This window comes from Winogradskyella pacifica, assembly GCF_003386275.1.
In the GTDB taxonomy this organism is placed as follows: Bacteria; Bacteroidota; Bacteroidia; order Flavobacteriales; family Flavobacteriaceae; genus Winogradskyella; species Winogradskyella pacifica.
Genome location: NZ_QREI01000003.1, coordinates 176,913 through 196,020, shown reverse-complemented (window position 1 = coordinate 196,020; position 19,108 = coordinate 176,913). Strand labels below are relative to the sequence as shown.

The window sequence follows — 19,108 nt, the reverse complement described above, 5'->3', positions numbered from 1 at the left end:
ATCTTATTTTCTTCTTAACACGACGTTAGCACTCAAAACAGGAGCTCAATATATGACGCACTATTTTGAATGACTGAGTCACAACGACATAGTTTTAAGACGGAAATTCAAAAAATAATAGTATGTCAAAAAATGTAATTTTAACAACCGGAATATACGATATGATTAAAGATCATGTTCGAAGAAAAAAAGTAACTAAACAAGAAGAAGAACTATTACTTCTAGAATTAAAAGACGCCAAACAAGTCCTTAGACGCGACTTGCCAAGTGATGTTGTTACGGTAAATAGACGTGTAAAAATTAAAGATTATACGGAAAACAAAGAAAAAGAATATACGTTTGTGGCGACCACTAAAACAAACAATAAAAAAGGAAAATTATCTATTTTATGTGATGTTGCTGTTGCCACAATTGGTAGACAAGTAGGCGATATTATCGATTGGCCTTTTAAGAATGGAGAAAGAAAACTAGAAATTTTAACCGTTGAAAATATTTAATCTTCAGCATTAAGAAGTAGAGTCTTTGTTTTAACAACACGAAAGTTCTTTTTAAATACAAAACAAGCCTCAATATAGTTGGCTAAAATTTACCACAAAAAAAGCGACCTGAATTTCAGATCGCTTTTTTTATTATTTATGGTTTCTTGTATTACTTAGTGGTAATAATAGTTAACTCATCTACAATATGTTTGGCATTAGAGTACTTATCAATTAACCAAAGTACATATCTAATATCCACATTAATGGTACGTTGCAAATCTTTATCAAAGATAACATCACCAGCCATCGCTTCAATGTTACCATCAAACGCTAAACCAATTAATTCTCCTTTTCCATTTACTACTGGTGAACCAGAATTTCCACCTGTAATATCATTATCGGTTAAGAAGTTTACAGACAATTCACCACGCTCATTAGCATAACGACCGTAATCTTTCTTTTCATAGATATCTAACATGCTTTGGTCTAAATCAAACTCACTATCATTCGGCTTGTACTTTTTAATCATGCCTTTAAATGTAGTATAATTGTTCACTTTAGCATCGTTTCTTTTATCTGCTGGTAACGCTCTCACTTTTCCGTAAGATAATCTCAACGTAGAATTCGCATCAGGATATTGAATATCACTTAATCCAGATTCGCGTAAACCTTTTACTAATAATCGGAAAGACGCTTCAAAATCATTTTCTGGCTGCTCTAATGCTTCCGGACTTTCTCTATACTTATCTAATAATTGATTAGATAATTTAAACATTGGGTCATTCTCTAAAATGGCTTCATCAGGATATTGTAAAAAGGCTAAAGCTCCTTCTTTAGAAGAAAATAAACTTAAATCAAAAATAGCATTAGTGTAGGCTGTAAAATCATTGTCATTTTTCTGTCCTAATTCAGCTACCAATTCTGGTAAAGAATAATTAGATTTAGAAGCCAACAATCCTAATTGTTTCGCTAAAATTTCTTTTTCTAAAGGCAAGTGATAACCTTGATAAGAACTCTCTATAAACGCTTCTAATCTTGGTAAAAGGTTTGCACGTTCTGCTTCATTAGCACCAACATACTGCTTTAAAGCCGATCCTACTCTATAAGGTAAAACTGCAAATTTACTAGAACGTAAAATGCCTAATAAATAATTAGTTTGTTTTGCTTTTTCGTTTGTTAAGCTATAGTAGGTATTAATATTTGAAATAACATCTCCATACATGGATTTGTTAGCTTTTTTATTTGCCCACTTATCAAATTTAGCTTCGGTTTTACTCTTTTTCGCTACGGTTTTGTGCTGCGTTAAGGCTTCAATCATTCCTGCTCTATTTTTCCAATAGTTAGCAATACCTGCATAACCAGAAGCGTACATAAGGTTTACAGATTCGTCTGCATCCATGTATTTTTTCATCACATCCATGCTTAATTTTGAACCTTCAACCCAAGCAGGATAAGCGAATTTCACATTTTGCTCTACACCTTGCGCTGGCATCCAACGGTTAGTACGACCAGGATAGCCTAAGATCATGGCGAAGTCGTTTTCCTCTACTCCATCAATATTAACAGGTAAATGGTATTTTGCTTTTAACGGCACATTGTCTGTAGAATAATCAGCTGGTTGTCCTTCCGCATCAGCATAGACTCTGAATAATGAAAAATCACCAGTATGTCTTGGCCATTCCCAGTTATCAGTGTCACCACCAAACTTACCTACATTTTCTGGAGGTGTTCCTACTAAACGTACATCTTTATAATCTTCGTAAACAAAGTAGTAAAACTCATTACCTTGATAGAACGAACGCACAGAAACGGTGTATTTACCGCCTTCGCTATTTTCTTGTTCTATTTTAGCAATTTCTTTGTTAAGTGCTGCGCTACGTTCTTTTTCGCTCATGCTATCATTGACTTGCGCTAACATACGTTTAGACACGTCGTCCATTCTTACAAAAAAGCGAACATATAAACTTTCTGGCTTCATTTCTTCTGCCAAAGAACCTGCCCAATAGCCATTTTTTAAATGGTTTTGTTCTGCTGTAGATAATTCTGCAATAGCATCATAACCACAATGGTGATTTGTTAAGACCAGTCCACTATCTGAAACGATACTAGCTGTACACCCACCATTGAATTGCACAATAGCATCTTTTAAACTTTGGTTGTTAACACTGTAGATTTCTTCGGGAGTTAATTGTAAACCCATTTTTTGCATGTCGCGATGATTTAAACGCTCTATATGCATTAGAAACCACATACCTTCATTCGCCATTACAGACGAAAAAGAAATAATAAAGGCAATAATTGTAAGGGAAATTTTCTTCATGTTTATTGTTTTGAATATGGCCATAAAAATACTGAATTTTAAGCGCGATTTAAAACTACTAATATGTTAAAACAGTGTTATTATTAAGTTTTTTATAAACTTGAACAGCCTAAGTTTATTAGCGCCATTGAATTACTGATACTATTTATTTTTTATGAAAGAAAAATACGTGACTTTACATATATAGGATTAATTAATTTTGGGTAATTTTAAAACCTAACAAAACATATAAGCTACTGATATCCATAAAATAGGATGGAATAAAAAAATGTGTTTTGATTTATATAACGAGTTGTAAGGCATTTGAACAAACCTACCTAATGGGAATCAATGAAATTTTAGAAAAATACAATCTGATTAAAACATTTGAGACTGAATTGAATGTTGAAAAAGAAGTATTTATTAATGAATTTGAGCTAATGACTGAAAAAGGATATTGTTCACCGATTTTAGGAATATTTGATGTTTTTAGTTCAAGAACAAAAAAGTACATTGGAGATATTAATAAAAATAAATTTCAAATTAGAGAAAGGTATGATTTTGAAAGTTTTGGCGGAATAAATACATCTAAAATAAAAGCGGAATATAAATCGGAAAAAAATATTCTGAAAGTTAAAACCGAAATTTTAGGAATGGAAATTATACCATTTTTAATCATTGGAATGTTATTTATTATATATGCTTTATTAATGTTTGTTGCGATACTTGAAATGTTACTAATGTTATTTTCGTCAGATGCGAAATACATCGACAGCAGTATGTTACTCGGACCAATAATTTTGACTGTATTTGCTTATTTTCTGACCTATTTACCATATCGAATCGGAAAAAAGAATGTAGCGGAAATGAAAAATAATATTGAAATAATATATCAACTGATAGAAAAAACGCCCTACAACACCGTATAAAAATAATGTGGTAGTAAGTGCTTAATCAAAGGTTAGTGCAATTTTGCTACGTCTGATTTTCCTGCGGAAAATCCTCGCACACAAAACCGCACTATTCTTATACATAAACGTTGGGCATAAGTTGACCAAAAAAAGGAAATAAATAAAATTTGAATAATACTAAAAATAAATTGTATGAATAAAATTACATATTTTTTACTACTATGTTCAGTATTTGGATTCAGTCAAAATATCACATTTAACGATTCAGATTTACTTACCTATTTAACAACTAAATTGTGTGTAGATACTGATGGAGATGGCGTTTTTGACTCTACTGCCGATTTCAACAATGATAATCAAATCCAATTAAGCGAAGCTAATCAAGTCACTCATTTTAAATTTAATAGTCTAGCACATAATATTCAAAGTTTAGGAGGTTTTGAAAATTTTAGTAATCTAATATTTTTGGAAGTAACAACCATAGATGTTAACTATTTAGATTTTAGTATTTGGCAATCTTTACAAACACTAAAACTATCTTCTAGTATTGATAGTTTTACATTTAACAATCCTTCATTAACTCATTTCGAGCTACAAAATGTTGGTTTTAACAATCCCTTATTCGATTTAACAAATTTACCAAGTTTAGAATATGTAAAAATTCAAAGCTCTCATTTAACAGAAAATTTAGTTTTTGGCACTCACAATAACCTTGAAGAGCTTCGTATTTTTGCTGGCACGTATTCTTCATTAAATTTATCAGGAATGCCTGCTTTAAAGTATCTTACTATTGATGAGTTTGTTGGCGCTAGCATCGATATTTCAAATAACACCTTGCTTGAAGAATTCATCTTTAGATATACAGACAATCTAAACTCAATACTGGGAAGTGATGCATCTGCCTATTTAGAAAAAATAGATTTTATTCAAGATGGATATTACAATAACATTCCATCTAATTTAGATTTGGTTTTTAATAATCAAGCATTAACAGATATTGAAATTCGGGGCGTTAATTCTTTTTCATTAAGTAACAATAACGCTGCAATTGGAGATTTGGAATTATGGAATATTAATGAATCGTTGAATATTAATAATAGTAATTTCACTTACATAGACAGTTCTTTAGATGCTTCCCTTTTTGTAGGCAATATAAATTCCGACGAGATAAATTTAACAAATATTGAAGGTTTAAGATTTCTAACATTTCAGAGTGTATCAACTAACAATCCGTTAGACTTATCTACAGTCAAATCAGAGCGCATTTCTTTATCATCTAGTAATCTTACTGAACTTAATTTGAAAAACGGCAATATATTGCAACAATTTTACAGCAATTACGATACTGATATTCAATTCATATGTGTAGATATCGATGAGTTAAGTGTAGTTGAGAACGGATACCAAAATGATAATTCATCTGTAGTCATACATCCTTATTGTACTTTTGTTTTGGGAGGAGAATATTATGAAATAACTGGTAATATTTTGGTCGATTTAGGCACTGGATGTCTACCATATACCACGGGTTCAATTTTTGATTTACAATTTACCGTAACAGATAATAACAATTCAGATATTTTTTATGTAAATAATTTAAACGAGTATTATTACACACTACCAGAAGGAAATCACACAGTAAGCAGTCAGCTAGTTGAATCTGATTATTGGACAATTACGCCATCAAGTATTGATTTAAGTTTCCCATCAAACCCAAGCCCTTATATTCAAGATGTCTGTATTGCACCAAGCGGAGTTTATAACGATTTAGAAATTATGATTGTTCCTATTGAGGCTGCACGACCAGGTTTTGACACAGATTATAAAATTATTTTTAAAAATAAAGGCAACACAACATTATCTGGTAGTATAGACTTTACTTTTGATGATAATTATATGAATTTACTATCCTCAAATCCAATGGCAGATTCTCAAACCATTGGTAATTTAGTATGGAATTATGCCAACTTACAACCATTTGAAATAAGAGAGGTTAGCCTCACAATGACCTTGAACACACCCGCTGATGCTAACTTTCCATTAAATAGTGGTGATTTTTTAAATTATTCTGCGACAATTAATCCAGTCGTTTCTGATGAAACACCTGATGATAATACAACAAATCTAAATCAAGAAGCAGTAAATTCTTATGACCCAAATGACATAACCTGTTTAGAGGGTGAAGCGGTAACACTACACCAAGTTGGAAAATACGTTCATTATTTAATAAGATTTGAAAATACAGGAAGCACTAGTGCTGTAAACATAGTAGTAAAAGATGTGATTGATGTATCTAAATATGATATATCTACTTTGCTTCCACTCAATGCAAGTCACGATTTTTATACAAGAATTAGAAACGGAAATGCGTTGGAATTTATTTTTGAGAACATTCAATTACCTTCTGACAGCAACAACAATAATGGTTATATTCTATTTAAAATAAAAACATTACCGACTTTGAGCGTTGGAGATAGTTTTAGTAACCAAGCAAATATTTATTTTGATTATAATGCGCCAATTATTACGAATAATGAAACCACTGTCATTCAAGAAAATTTAAGTATAGATGTGTTCAATTTACCTGATATAAAGATTTATCCAAATCCTACAGCAGATTATTTCAAAATTGAAAACTTAAGCAGCTCAAACATTAAAACAATAGAATTATATAATATTTCTGGTAAAAAACTAAAAGAGTTCTCAATCTCTGAAAATTATGAAATAAACGATTTATCAACAGGTGTCTATTTCATTAAAATTAAAACAGAACGAACAGAAACAAATAGAAAATTAATTAAAATATAAAACCTATGCCCAACAATGGCTATATGTAATTGCTTGTTATCGCCTACTTTGGAAATTCCTGCGAAATTTCAAACTTGGTGTGTACTTGTAAAGATAACCGCTAAACTACGCAACTACTCATAGCCGCGACCGTTGTACGTAATGTGAACAAAATGAGAAACTTCCTTCTTTTATTAATGTTTTTGACTTTTTTGTCTTGTGATTCAAATAACCAAATTGAACTTGACGGAAATTGGATAATAACTGAAATGACTTACGATAGCGAAAGTGTATATCCAAAAACTCTGAATCAAACAATCCGAATTATTTATGCTGGATATGAAAATTCTGAAAGTATAACTTTTAAGGTGTCTGACTCAACTATAACCCTTCCTGGATTTGAATCAGAGCATTTAAAAACGGAATTCACTTTTGAGAAAGGAAAACTAAAAATCAACTCTAATCACTCAAACTCTGAATTGGAATTAACAAATAAAATTTTTAACGGTACTTACGATTGGACTTTTTCGAATATAGAAAAAACATTGAAATTGAAATCGGATAAAACTTATATAAATATGATAAGTCAAGAAAAAATTATAAGTGATGCGGTTGACAAAGTATTTGATGGATTATAAAACACTACGTACAACACAGTATTAAAATAATTGCTATTTTAGGCTTAATCAAAGGTCGTTGCGTGTTTGTAACGTCTGAATTTCCTTCAGAAATTCCTCGCACACAAAACCGCAACTATTCTTATACATAAACGGCAGCAATACTGCTCGTGAAAAAATAACGAATGAGTTTGAAAAGAATATATCAATGAAAAAAAACTTAATATTACTTTTATTTTTTTTAATTGCAAGTCATTCAATGTATGCTCAATGTTGGCAATCAATTTCTGCTGGATATTATCATACTATTGCCATTAAATCTGATGGAACTTTATGGGCTTGGGGTGGAAATTTCGCAGGTCAAATAGGTGATGACTCAACAATTAACAAATCACTTCCAGTTCAAATCGGGATGGATAATGATTGGGTAAAGTTAGCAGCTGGCGATTATCATAATTTAGCAATAAAATCAAATGGAACCTTATGGAGTTGGGGAAGTAATTATTATGGTCAATTAGGTGATGGAACAAATATAAATAGATTAATTCCAATACAAATTGGAAATTCATCAAATTGGTCAACTATTATTGCAGGAGATCATCATAGTCTTGCAATAAATTCTAATGGTCAATTATGGGCTTGGGGTAGAAATAACTCTGGACAACTTGGAAACGGAAACACTATTAACGGCAATATTCCATACCAAGTTGGTAATGATTCAAATTGGCAATCAATTGGTGCTGGTTATGCCCATAGTATTGCATTAAAATCAAATGGAACATTATGGGCTTGGGGTTCAAATTTTGCAGGACAATTAGGAAATGGCAACTCTACAGATAGTCTTTTACCAATTCAAATTGGATTAAGTTCGGATTGGCAAAGTATTGATGCCGAAGACTACCATTCGTTAGCAATAAAATCAAATGGAACATTATGGGCTTGGGGTTGGAACAATCCTGCTTTTTTTGTAAATAACGGAGTTGATTACTTATATATTCCGACACAAATTGGAACAGATAATGACTGGAAATCAATTAAAACAGGTCAATATCACGCAATAGCACTCAAATTGAATAACACTTTATGGTCTTGGGGAAGCGGTTCTTATGGACAATTAGCACACGGAACAAATACTCATACATATCCACCTACTCAAATAAATAATTTGGCAAATTGGCAAACAATTACTTGTGGAGATTTATTTACTTTAGCTGTAAATACTGATGGTAATTTATGGACTTCTGGTAATAATATTAGTGGTCAACTAGGTGATGGAACTACCACAGATAAAACAAATCTTACTCAAGTAAATTGCACATCTCTAGGCCTAAATAACGTACAATATAAAAGCATTTCAGTTTTTCCAAATCCAACGAATGATTATATTAATATTTCAAATGGAATTAATATTGAAAAAATAATTATAACTAATGTTTTGGGCAAAATAGTTTTTGAAACTACTCAACATTTGTCTAAAGTAAACGTTGAGTCATTTCAATCTGGAATTTATATCTTAAACATATATATCAATGATAAAAAATATAATATTAAATTCATAAAAGAATAAATATGTACTGCTACCAATACCGTATATAATTTATTGCTTGTTCTAGCCTACTTACGAAAATCCTCGCGGATTTTTTATTCCGTTTTTACTTGCTAAATTAGGTGCTTAAAACACGCCACTAATCATACACAAAACCGTTGGCAAACATTATTTTTAAAAAAATAAATCAATTTACAGATGAGAAACCATTACACTTTTATTATTACTGCATTTATATTGATGTTGGTTCAAAACACTAATGCGCAACCTGTTGAGATAGTAACTGGGCTAGATGCACCCTCTAGAATCGATATTAGTGGAAACGAATTATACTTTGTCCAAGAAGGTAGAATTTCTAAAATAGATATTACTCTAGGAACACCCCCAGTTACTGATGTAATCACCGGCTTAAATGAACCAAATGGATTTGGGCTAATTTTTAATGGAAATGATTTATATATTAGCCAAACTCTAGATGGTAAAATTTCTAAAATTGACATTACTGATCCCACACCCATTTTAGAAGATATTCTTACAGGGTTAAGTTTCCCGAATAAATTTGTTCTAAACGGAAATGAATTATACTTTAGTCAAACTACTGCCGGCAAAATTTCCAAAATTGACATTACTGATCCCACACCCATTTTAGAAGATGTTATTACCGGATTAGACCAACCAAATGGAATGGTTCTTAATGGAAATGATTTATACATTGCTGAATGGACTGGAAACAAAATTTCTAAAATAGACATTAGTCAAACTACTCCAACTGCAATAGAAGTTATCACTGGTTTGAGTAGACCAGTGGCTTTAGCATTAGATAATAATGAGTTATTCATAGCTGAAGGTATGGGAAACAAAATTTCTAAAATTAACATTACCGATGTAACTCCTAATTTAGTAGATGTTCTCACTGGATTAAATGAACCAATTGATTTAATTTTTTTTGGGAATGACCTATTTTTTTCTGAAAGAGCCGGAAACAAAATTTCTAAACTTGAGAATGCAACACTTTCAACAATAGATTATTCATCAAATTTCAAAATTAGACTATACCCGAATCCTTCAAAAACTAATATTCAAGTTTCAGGATTAATCAACTCACAAAATTATAAAATCTATGGTGCTAATGGAATTGAAATATTAAATGGAACTCTTTCTAATAATAAAAAGATTAATATAGAAAACTTGGCAAATGGTTTTTACCTACTAGCTCTTGAAAATGGAAATACCATTAAATTCATTAAAGTATAAACGTTTGCCAACAAAGTACTGTGGCAAAAAACAAGTAAAACCTCATTAATTTTTTACTATAGTACTTTTATACTTTCCATCATATATTAATCCCGATTTAGCTATAGCAAAGGCCTGTTTTAGGAGCTTATTACACACTGCGATTAATGCTAATTTTTTACTCTTTCCTTTGGCCACTATTCTCTCATAAAGATCTCTACATGCTTTGTTGTATTTGCAAGCTGTAAAACTGCACATAAATAATAAATTCCGAAGGTTTTGATTGCCCATTTTACTAATTCTTGGTCTCCCCTTTACACTACTTCCACTTTGTCTAATCATTGGAGTTAGACCTGCATAACTACACAATTCACTTGCCCTTGAAAAGCGTTCAAAACCGCCTGTTAAAACGACTAACATAATAGCTGTTTTAGTTCTATTCCCTAAAATGAACTGCGCAATCATTCCACTATACAACATCGGGTGTTTGAAAATGAAGCCTTTTTTTTAAGATTCATAGTCACTCCATTCTATCACCTTTGATGAAAATGAATATGTGTCATTAAGTTGTCCTTTAAGCGTCATACGCTTTATCTCTGCCTCCAATTCACCATCTAACCATAAGACGTTATCAGCATTAGGCAGTTCTGTAACCGGTAAATCAAATTTGCAATCAGGAAAATCTTCATGATATCTTGTGCCGTCTTTCAATGTTTCAAAATGTTGCTGAGGCGAATGGCACTCAATTATAGTAGTATCGCTATCTTCAATATATGTTGTATACGATTGATTAAAGTCAATAACATACGTTTTATCGTTTTTTATCATGGTAAGCCCACCGATAGAAAGCTCATGCCTATTAGCGACAATATTACCTTCTATTTCTAAAAAAAGTGTAAACTCGAAATCTGAAATGTTTTGATCTGAATGATTCATAATATTTTTGTTGGATACAGTAAGCTAACGAAATTAAAAACAAAAACTACAATAGCATACTGTATGGTAATAATCTTGTGTCATTCAATTTTGATTCACAAACATTACATACTTTAAACGATGACTGGTAATTCCGATAATATTTCAGCTTCACAATCGCCGTAAATCATTAAAAAAAAACACCCACTCTTTCGAGCGGGTGCCATCACTAACAAAAAAACTCAAAAAACATCATGAGAAACTCACAATACGATTAATCTTTTTTTATCCCTTAAGATTAATCTTTTTTGCTAGCAATCAATCAACTTAACTTAATTTGCTTCCCCACAAATTAAGTGGCTGAAAGCTTATTAAAACCTATAGCTTACCGTTCCTTTTAGAAAGAAAGGTGTACCAGGTGTAAAATGTATTTCTTCAACAGATTGTGCTTCGTTTTGTAAACGCGATTCGGTAGCAAATTGTGTTTCATTCCAATCCACATCAAATAAGTTTTCTATCGCAAAACCAAGTGTGATGTTATTCAGTTTATAATTCACATTAAAATCCGTAACCATATACCCTTCTGCTACAATTGAATTGTCTTCGTTTGCAGCTCTATCATCTAAATATCTAAAACGTAAACCTCCAGAAAACCCATTAAGATCATCCACAGATAAACCTCCAATTAGCGTAAAATCTGGTGCTAAAGGAATGTAGTTTTCACCATCCGGATCATCTACACTTCTGGCATTGGTCAGTGTTGCATCGGTATCTAAAAACAACCAATCGGTTAACTGGTAACGCAAGCCTAGATCTAATCCGAAACGTCTCGTTTTTCCACTTGGTTCTACAATACCTGCATCCCCAACGTAAACGAATTCTTGTTCTAAAAACAAATACCATAACGCAGAGTTTACTACTAGCTTTGGAAATGGCTTCCATACAGACCCTAAATCGGCTCCGTAAGAACGTGGTAAAATATCTTCGCCTCCATTAGCAACCACCACTCTAGTATCGTTAGAGTGAAATCCTAACCCCGATTTTAAATACAATTGCAGATTATCTTGTGCATTGTAATAGAAATTCAACTTCGGACTTACAATCGTTTTAGTTTCTGCTAAAGTTTGGTAATTAGACTGCAAAGCATCATTATACATAAACTTGAAATAGTCTAAACGTAGTGCTGGTGCCACTTTAAATTTTCCAAATTCAAATTCTGCATTTACAAAAGCATCAATATTTGTTTGGTTGATATCTCCTAATTGAATATTTTCTAAAGTTGTGGATCTGTTTAAGGTTCGGGATAATTCTACATCATCAGAAATATCATGTCTTAAGCCAATGCCAGACGTCAGCGTCAATTCTGTATCACCTAAAAATGTGGTGTGTGTAATGGCTGTATTTGCACCAAAAATATTTCGATCTTCTTTCTGATAAATTTGATCTCCATTAATAGGATCTTCTAAAAAGAAGGTGAAATTAGAATACAACTCAAAAGCATAATGCGAATAAAAGGCATTAGCACTTAAACTGGTATGATCATCAATATACTTATCGAAAGTCACATTAAGGTTGGTACGTTCTGTTTGTCCTCCTTCCGTATCATCAATGGCCCCAAAACGAGAAATATTTCCATTATCTATTTCGCGCTGTGGAATCTGCCCAGAAGCATCCCAACGGCTTGTAAAATGTGAAGCGGTTAAGGTTAGTTTGTCGTTTTCAGGAGAAAACATAACGTACTTTCCAAATAGGTTTAAACGGTTAAAGTTCTGTGGAGATTCAAAAGGACCATCGGTATTAATATATTCTAAAGCCACATAAGCATTTTGGTTTTTAGTATCTTCTAAAAGATTGAATAAACCAACCGTTCTCATGGTATTAAATTGCCCCACAGAAAACGAAACCTCACTTTCTTTTAAGTAATCTTTTGTTTTAAAATTAACGTAACCAGCTGTATTAAAATCACCTTCTTGCGCATAGTAACCACCTTTACCAAAATCAATTTTGTTTACCGTTTCAGGAATTACAAAATGCAAATCGCTATACCCTTGACCATGGGCGTGAGATACCATATTTACAGGCATTCCATCTACGGAAATTGACACATCAGTACCATGATCGATATCAAAACCACGTAAAAATAATTGTTCGGCTTTACCTCCACCAGCATGCTGACCTATAAATAAACCAGGCACTTTTCGTAAGACTTCTTGTGTGGAATTTACCGGAGTGACATTTAAATCTAATCTCGAAATTGTACTTACCGTATTTAACTCTTCGGTAATTACCATTTCATCTAATTGAAAGGCTTTTTCTTCTAGAATAAAATTTAGATTCTCAATGGATTCTAAGGCTATAATTCTGGTTTTATAACCTAATAATCCAATTTTTAAAGAATCTCCTAATTTGGTATTGGCAATAACAAACACACCATTTTCTGATGAATGTGCATGACTTTCGGAAGTTTGGTTATAAACATAAGCAGCTTCCAAGGGTTGATTTAACTCATTTACAACGCGCCCTTTTACGTTTTGACTGTAAGCCGTTAAAGCAAAACAATTGATAATAAGAGTCAATATACTAATCTGTTTCATTCGGGAATTTTTGAGAATTAATTTATAAATTACAGGATAACAAACATAAATAATCTGTTATAAATTTGTAGGAATTATAGCTGATTTATCTTTGAAACCATAGTCGGTCCTAATTCATAAATACTAGCTAAAAGTTCAGCTTTTAAAGGTTGAACTTTGGCTGTTTTACCTGCAGCTTTATAAATTTCTGCAATGTGGTATATTACGGCTGGTTCATAGGTTTTACCTTCTACAAACTCTTCCATAATTTCATTTGCTTTCTCAATGTTCCCCGTTCTAAAATAACTCCAAGCCAATAAGTTATACGATTGTGGTGTTGGTCTATTTTCAACTTCTTGCATTGCGATTTCTAAAGCACGCTCTGGCATTAATAAATCTTCCGAAAAAACCATAACGTTGTATTGATTATACATGTCTCCGTACAATTCATTTTTAACTGCCGTTTGGTAATTTCTTAAGGATTCTGCTTTTAATTTTGAATCGTTATTGTATTCTGCAATCTCTGCTTTTAATAAATCGTAATCTGGAGTATTGTGATATGACGTTACGTGGTTTAAGATGTTTAAAGCTTCCGCTGGATTCTTCTCGTGCGAATACACAATCCATGCAATTCCTTTTTTAGCATAAGCATTATTAGGATCTAATTCTAACGCTTTTAAGAAATAAGCGTAAGACTTATCTATGTCACCAGCATGACCATAAAAATCTGCAATATTAGTATAAGACCAAAGTTTCATACCTTTTAAATTAGAAGATTCTGCGATTGCCATGGCTTTTTCCATGTTTTCAATAGCACCATCTAAATTCCCTTTATGATCTTCTAATTTTGACAAACGAATCAAATAATCAAAACTAGATTTGTTTTTTAAGTCTTTTAAATAGGCTTCTGCATAGATGTAATTCCCTAGCTCTAAATGCACATCGAAAAGCATTTTTTTAGTCCCATTAAGTTTTGCACCATTAGCTTCTGCTTTTTTAAGTAAGACTAGAGCTTCTTTAAAGCGGTGTTGTGAAATGTAATTTGTAGCTATATTTTTTAAGAGTCCGGCGTCACTATCCTTAACTATTTTATTAGCTTCAAGTAGATCCTTTTCGGCTTTAATTAAATAATCAATCTCTCCTGTAACGTTAAACACCTCTGAATTGGCATTAGCACGACTGATTAAATAGGTATAAGAACTAGAACTATTCTCTATTCTATTAGTCCAAAAATCGACATCTTCTAAAAGTTTAGTTTGGTCTATTTTTGTGGATAGGTATTGGCTATAATCAGCTTCATCGGTAACTTTATTAGAATTACAACTAAGCATTATTAGCGTTATAAAAATGGGAAGTATGTTTTTGAGTTTCATAATAATTTGTTTTTTGAGTTTGGTTAATTCTTGTGCAAGCCCATATTAATAATCTAAAATGAGATCTTTCGACCCCATTTTAGGTTACTAATCAATCGCTTACCAAGGAGACGCTAAGTAAGGGAAAGACATCAAAAATTCTTTATCATTAGAAGCGACATTATCACTTGATAATCCAGGGTATTCTGGGTCTGTTAAACCTGCTTCACCACCGAAAATTAATATCAATTCTACATCGATAACATCATCAGATAAGTTTCTACCTGTTAAGATATTTGTACCATCAAAAAATGTTGTTGGTGCATCTAAAGACACCGTTAATACATCTGTAGCTAAAACACCTGTAAATTGTGCCGCTGTAAAGCCTAAAGCATTAGCATCCGTTGGCGATGCCGGATCGTAAGCAGGACTCAACGTTTCTAATTTAGTTTGAAATGCAGCTTGAAACGCAGCTCCCATATTTGAAGGGATTGTGGTATTAAAAGCATCTTTCATACCGTCGTTTACAAAAACCGTATTAATTGCTGGGCGTCCCATTTGGTCTTCCTGAACATAAGTTCCTGTAAAGTTTGGACCTGTAGGACCAGTTACATTATCGTCGTCGTTATTACAGTTGATAGCCGTCATTGACGCTAAAATTGCAACTGCAAATAGTTTTATATTATTGAATTTCATGTTATTTAAATTTTAGTGTTAATTAATATCATTGGAAACCTTTTGATGTTGAATACATTAGTGTTCAACCTGAAGTCTTAAAGTTTCAGCATGACTATTTATTTTAAATTATTGCTTTCTTTTAGATTCTACCCACGTGTTAATTGTACCAGATCCACCAATCATAGATTTTGGAACTTCAACAACTATGGATAATACGTTAGAACCTTTAAAGGTGTCATCACCAGGACTAGCGAATCCGCTTGCATCTCCTGCAATAATTTCTGTATACTTGTTAAAATCGAAAAAGAAAGGATCATCTCTTGGTCCTGCAAAGAATTTCATACCTGCAAATTCTTCTATCATAGCAGTTTCACCATAATTTGTAATATCTACAACACCTGCATTAGCTGTTGTTGATACAATTGTACTGTTTAAACCCGTTGATGTTGGTGCAGTAGGTCCGAAGAAATACATTTTACCATCTCTTGGAGTTGCTTGGATTACGAGATCTTCAATGTAATCTCCATCAGTATCAATATTGAATTCTAATAATACACGCTCATCAAAAGATGCAGCTCCCGTATTACTAGGGGTTAAAAGTCCTTGCACGTTGGCAACCAACACTAAGTTAGATGTGTTTTCACCCCTAAAGGCATAAAAGTCTGTGATATCACTTGTACCACCTTGCACTGCAGGAGCATCGATATGATCTGCTGCAATAGCAACGAATGTTGCAATACCTAAGATTGCAGTTGCGATTAAAATTTTTGTTTTTTTCATAATTTTTGAGATTTTGTTAGTTTTAATGTCTCTGTTCTACCTACGAAAAAATACAAATAGCGGTTTTGTTAAAATTTTGTTAATGAAATAAATTGAGGATTTCTCGGCATAAAAAATTAACTTTGACCCTTCAAATTATATATTATGAATCCATCGGCTAACGGCTGGATAAAAAAATTACTTAATCTCGTTTCTGAAACCATGTATTCTCAGACTGAGACTGATGCGTTTTATATTAATTTAAAACGTGCTGGGTTTATATATGGTAGTAATATTAAAGTGGTATTAGATATTGTTAAACCCTTTGAACTTAGTGAGGAGGAACGCTGTAAGACTAACTTACTTCTTACCTTCTATTATATTTACAACAAGGAAAATCCAGAGGAAAAATTCACAGAAAGTCTCATTAGATATTACAAGTCTATCACCGACCAAAAGCGATCGTTTTTTGAAGATTTATTTAGCGATAAATCACCTGATAGTTTATTGGAGAAAATCATTCATAAGCGTATACATATTGATGATAATTTTATTTCAAAAAGTTTTAATTATTTTTTAATTAACGCCCTTTTATTCGTTGACGTTTTAGGTTATCAACGTTTTTTGAAAGATGAAAACAATGTTAAAGACTATGTTGGAAATCTCGAATCTGCATTAGAAACCATTGTATTCTCAGTTATTGAGAATAAGACCTTAAAATCTGAATACGATGAAAACCTCATTAAATTGTTTGAAGGTTCTATTCGCTATAAAAACCCTGAGCTTCTAACCTATAATGATGCTATTTCAATTATAAATGAACCTTTAGAAAAGCTGTACGTCATAGATTTAGTATGTATGGCATCTTGGACTGACAAGATTATAGACAACGAAGAAAAAAGCTTTTTAAATCAATTAAAAACCGATTTAGGTGTCGATAATACGGTTATTGTAAGATCAATAAATGACATTAACTTGTTTTATGATGAGCATAAAGAAGACGTTGCATTTTTAAGCTCTAAGAATTTAGCACAAAGTTTTTATGATAATAGTAGTAAAGTCGTTTCAAAGCTTATCAATCGAAACAGTAAACGTTTAATTAAAGAATTATCTGAAAGCAAAGAAGCGTTATACCTATTAACCCAATCGACACAACGAAATCTGACGGACGAGGAACAGAAAAAAATTCAAACCCAACTGATAGATATCTTTAAATCGATACCAAGTTTGGCTATCTTTATGTTACCAGGAGGTATGTTGCTTTTGCCGTTGTTTATCAAGTTTATTCCTAAGTTATTACCTTCAGCCTTTGATGATAATAGAATAGACGATAAGGATTAAGTTTAGTATGAGTTTGCTGAAAGAAACTCCAAATTATGAAGCACATCTTATTCCTTTTAATAATCATAGTATTTACAAGTTGTGCTGAAAAACAACATACCGAATCTGAGCAAATAAAAGTATTCTACAAAGGTTATAAGAATTCGGATTACAACCTGATAAAAAATGTATTAGCGGACAGTCTTACTACAGTCTTTGGAGACTATACCACAACGTATTCACATCAGAGTTATTACGAACAATTTAAATGGGACTCCATCTTTAAACCCGATTATAAATTAGTTGATTTAAACCATGAGGACGGACAACTTGTTGCTACTGTTTCTATGCGTTCTTTAAAACTTGAATTTTTAAAGAATAACCCAATGACCTGTCGCTATCAGTTTCAATTTACAACAGGAAAAATATCAAGGATTAAAGAGCTAGATTGTAATGATGTTGATTGGACCGTATGGCAAAAGGAAGTGAACGCTCTTGCCAATTGGATTAAGATTAACCACCCTGAGATGGATGGGTTCATTCACGACCTAAGTATGAAAGGTGCTATAGATTATGTAAAAGCTATTGAATTATATAAAAACCGCGAGGTCGATTAATACTACAATTAGCTATCCCTGTTGTCATTCAAAACATCAACTTTATTTTCCTTTAGCATTAATATAATTAAGAACGGCCTCTTTAGTCGTATACCAATTACGACCTTCTTTATGAGCATCTATTTTACCTTGGCGCGCCAATAAACTCACATACTCTTGGCTATATGGCACCTCTGGTTCTTCAACAATATTAGAGATTGCCCGATAATCGTTATCTGAACCCGGAATAGCACTCATATAGATATTTATTGAGCGCTCACAAGCCTGAGCCATTAATAGCATAAGTTTGCTGTAATTTCCTTTATTAGCTTGATTTAAGGCTGCGTAATATTTAACTCTGTCATTAGTAAGAATGATGGCTGGCGGAAAACCGTAGCCCATCAGTAATAAATTCATGGCAAGCCGAATGGTACGACCATTACCATCAAAAAATGGATGAATCCATACAAATTTATGATGAAAAACCGTGGCTAACTCAATAGGATTAAGCCCTTGTGGGTTTGTATTAATATAGTTTATTAATGTATCTAAGTATTCTGAAACTTTACGAGCGTTTGGAGGTATAAAATTAGCACCAGAAATACGAACAGCAGCGTTTCGTAAACGCCCTGCATAATCATCTTCTATAGAACGCAATACCAAACCATGAAGCTCTAAAACATCTTTAGCATTTAAAACATAATTGCTCTTAACGAAAGAATACAACTTATATATAGCCGTTTCGTGATTTTTAGCTTCAAAATGCTCTCGTAGTGATTTTCCTTTTATGGTAATACCTTCTTGTAATACCATTTGAGTTTCTCTTAAACTAAGCGTATTACCTTCTATACTGTTACTATTATAAGTCCACTCTATAAGGAGTGATTCTTTAATATTTTGCAATACAATATTGGGCAATGGTCTGGCTGCATTTAAAACCTTAACCTTGTCTAACAACCTACTAAATGTAGCCTCTAAATCGTTGCGATATGCTGTATTAACGTCCCACATATCACAAAGATACAACTTTTATCGGTTACATA

General features: G+C 32.4%; 15 protein-coding genes and 1 pseudogene. 8 read left to right on the top strand and 8 right to left on the bottom strand.

What is annotated here, in order from left to right; genetic code table 11:
- Positions 1–122: 122 nt before the first annotated feature.
- Positions 123–497 (top strand): GreA/GreB family elongation factor, encoded by a 375-nt coding sequence (locus DFQ09_RS07995; protein WP_115809172.1) that lies wholly within the window; start codon positions 123–125, stop codon positions 495–497.
- Positions 498–648: 151 nt separating this feature from the next.
- On the opposite strand, the gene DFQ09_RS07990 is transcribed toward DFQ09_RS07995, so the two are convergent.
- Positions 649–2,799 (bottom strand): S46 family peptidase, encoded by a 2,151-nt coding sequence (locus DFQ09_RS07990; protein WP_115809170.1) that lies wholly within the window; start codon positions 2,797–2,799, stop codon positions 649–651.
- 320 nt (positions 2,800–3,119) lie between these two features.
- Between DFQ09_RS07990 and DFQ09_RS07985 the strand changes: the two genes are divergently transcribed.
- From DFQ09_RS07985 to DFQ09_RS07965, 5 genes are all read left to right on the top strand, one after another.
- The gene (locus DFQ09_RS07985; protein ID WP_115809168.1) at positions 3,120–3,707 is read left to right on the top strand and encodes a hypothetical protein; all 588 of its coding nucleotides are present in this window, start codon (positions 3,120–3,122) and stop codon (positions 3,705–3,707) included.
- Between the two features lie 174 nt (positions 3,708–3,881).
- Positions 3,882–6,497: a T9SS type A sorting domain-containing protein gene (locus DFQ09_RS07980; RefSeq protein ID WP_115809166.1), complete on the top strand. Its 2,616-nt coding sequence runs from the start codon at positions 3,882–3,884 to the stop codon at positions 6,495–6,497.
- Between the two features lie 152 nt (positions 6,498–6,649).
- The gene (locus tag DFQ09_RS07975; protein ID WP_115809164.1) at positions 6,650–7,114 is read left to right on the top strand and encodes a hypothetical protein; all 465 of its coding nucleotides are present in this window, start codon (positions 6,650–6,652) and stop codon (positions 7,112–7,114) included.
- Between the two features lie 187 nt (positions 7,115–7,301).
- Entirely contained in the window at positions 7,302–8,660 is a 1,359-nt protein-coding gene (locus DFQ09_RS07970) for an RCC1 domain-containing protein (RefSeq protein ID WP_115809162.1), read from the top strand.
- 177 nt (positions 8,661–8,837) lie between these two features.
- Entirely contained in the window at positions 8,838–9,893 is a 1,056-nt protein-coding gene (locus DFQ09_RS07965; protein WP_115809160.1) for a T9SS type A sorting domain-containing protein, read from the top strand.
- Between the two features lie 45 nt (positions 9,894–9,938).
- Here DFQ09_RS07965 and DFQ09_RS07960 read toward each other — a convergent pair.
- The 6 genes and pseudogenes from DFQ09_RS07960 to DFQ09_RS07935 form a co-directional block, all read right to left on the bottom strand.
- A pseudogene (locus tag DFQ09_RS07960) lies at positions 9,939–10,322 on the bottom strand (transposase); the annotation flags it as partial.
- A gap of 57 nt (positions 10,323–10,379) precedes the next feature.
- Positions 10,380–10,808: a hypothetical protein gene (locus DFQ09_RS07955; protein WP_115809158.1), complete on the bottom strand. Its 429-nt coding sequence runs from the start codon at positions 10,806–10,808 to the stop codon at positions 10,380–10,382.
- A 350-nt stretch (positions 10,809–11,158) separates the two neighbouring features.
- The gene (locus tag DFQ09_RS07950) at positions 11,159–13,381 is read right to left on the bottom strand and encodes a TonB-dependent receptor (RefSeq protein ID WP_115809156.1); all 2,223 of its coding nucleotides are present in this window, start codon (positions 13,379–13,381) and stop codon (positions 11,159–11,161) included.
- A 74-nt stretch (positions 13,382–13,455) separates the two neighbouring features.
- On the bottom strand, positions 13,456–14,733 hold the full coding sequence (locus DFQ09_RS07945) for a tetratricopeptide repeat protein (RefSeq protein ID WP_115809154.1): 1,278 nt from the start codon (positions 14,731–14,733) through the stop codon (positions 13,456–13,458).
- A gap of 99 nt (positions 14,734–14,832) precedes the next feature.
- A complete protein-coding gene (locus tag DFQ09_RS07940; RefSeq protein WP_115809152.1) occupies positions 14,833–15,408 on the bottom strand; it encodes a DUF4331 family protein in 576 nt (191 codons plus the stop codon).
- Positions 15,409–15,516: 108 nt separating this feature from the next.
- Entirely contained in the window at positions 15,517–16,170 is a 654-nt protein-coding gene (locus tag DFQ09_RS07935) for a DUF4331 family protein (protein WP_115809150.1), read from the bottom strand.
- A 144-nt stretch (positions 16,171–16,314) separates the two neighbouring features.
- On the opposite strand from DFQ09_RS07935, the gene DFQ09_RS07930 reads away from it, so the two are divergent.
- Positions 16,315–17,490, top strand: a complete 1,176-nt coding sequence (locus DFQ09_RS07930; RefSeq protein WP_115809148.1) for an LETM1-related biofilm-associated protein — start codon at positions 16,315–16,317, stop codon at positions 17,488–17,490.
- A gap of 35 nt (positions 17,491–17,525) precedes the next feature.
- Positions 17,526–18,086 (top strand): hypothetical protein, encoded by a 561-nt coding sequence (locus DFQ09_RS07925; protein WP_115809146.1) that lies wholly within the window; start codon positions 17,526–17,528, stop codon positions 18,084–18,086.
- Between the two features lie 42 nt (positions 18,087–18,128).
- Here the strand turns inward: DFQ09_RS07925 and DFQ09_RS07920 are convergent, their stop codons facing one another.
- Positions 18,129–19,076 (bottom strand): Fic family protein, encoded by a 948-nt coding sequence (locus DFQ09_RS07920; protein WP_115809144.1) that lies wholly within the window; start codon positions 19,074–19,076, stop codon positions 18,129–18,131.
- Positions 19,077–19,108: the final 32 nt, after the last annotated feature.

Excerpts from the sequence above, each read along its gene's own strand:
- DFQ09_RS07995 (WP_115809172.1), top strand. The coding sequence starts at position 123 with ATGTCAAAAAATGTAATTTTAACAACCGGAATATACGATATGATTAAA.
- DFQ09_RS07990 (WP_115809170.1), bottom strand. The coding sequence starts at position 2,799 with ATGAAGAAAATTTCCCTTACAATTATTGCCTTTATTATTTCTTTTTCG.
- DFQ09_RS07985 (WP_115809168.1), top strand. The coding sequence starts at position 3,120 with ATGGGAATCAATGAAATTTTAGAAAAATACAATCTGATTAAAACATTT.
- DFQ09_RS07980 (WP_115809166.1), top strand. The coding sequence starts at position 3,882 with ATGAATAAAATTACATATTTTTTACTACTATGTTCAGTATTTGGATTC.
- DFQ09_RS07975 (WP_115809164.1), top strand. The coding sequence starts at position 6,650 with ATGAGAAACTTCCTTCTTTTATTAATGTTTTTGACTTTTTTGTCTTGT.
- DFQ09_RS07970 (WP_115809162.1), top strand. The coding sequence starts at position 7,302 with ATGAAAAAAAACTTAATATTACTTTTATTTTTTTTAATTGCAAGTCAT.
- DFQ09_RS07965 (WP_115809160.1), top strand. The coding sequence starts at position 8,838 with ATGAGAAACCATTACACTTTTATTATTACTGCATTTATATTGATGTTG.
- DFQ09_RS07955 (WP_115809158.1), bottom strand. The coding sequence starts at position 10,808 with ATGAATCATTCAGATCAAAACATTTCAGATTTCGAGTTTACACTTTTT.
- DFQ09_RS07950 (WP_115809156.1), bottom strand. The coding sequence starts at position 13,381 with ATGAAACAGATTAGTATATTGACTCTTATTATCAATTGTTTTGCTTTA.
- DFQ09_RS07945 (WP_115809154.1), bottom strand. The coding sequence starts at position 14,733 with ATGAAACTCAAAAACATACTTCCCATTTTTATAACGCTAATAATGCTT.
- DFQ09_RS07940 (WP_115809152.1), bottom strand. The coding sequence starts at position 15,408 with ATGAAATTCAATAATATAAAACTATTTGCAGTTGCAATTTTAGCGTCA.
- DFQ09_RS07935 (WP_115809150.1), bottom strand. The coding sequence starts at position 16,170 with ATGAAAAAAACAAAAATTTTAATCGCAACTGCAATCTTAGGTATTGCA.
- DFQ09_RS07930 (WP_115809148.1), top strand. The coding sequence starts at position 16,315 with ATGAATCCATCGGCTAACGGCTGGATAAAAAAATTACTTAATCTCGTT.
- DFQ09_RS07925 (WP_115809146.1), top strand. The coding sequence starts at position 17,526 with ATGAAGCACATCTTATTCCTTTTAATAATCATAGTATTTACAAGTTGT.
- DFQ09_RS07920 (WP_115809144.1), bottom strand. The coding sequence starts at position 19,076 with ATGTGGGACGTTAATACAGCATATCGCAACGATTTAGAGGCTACATTT.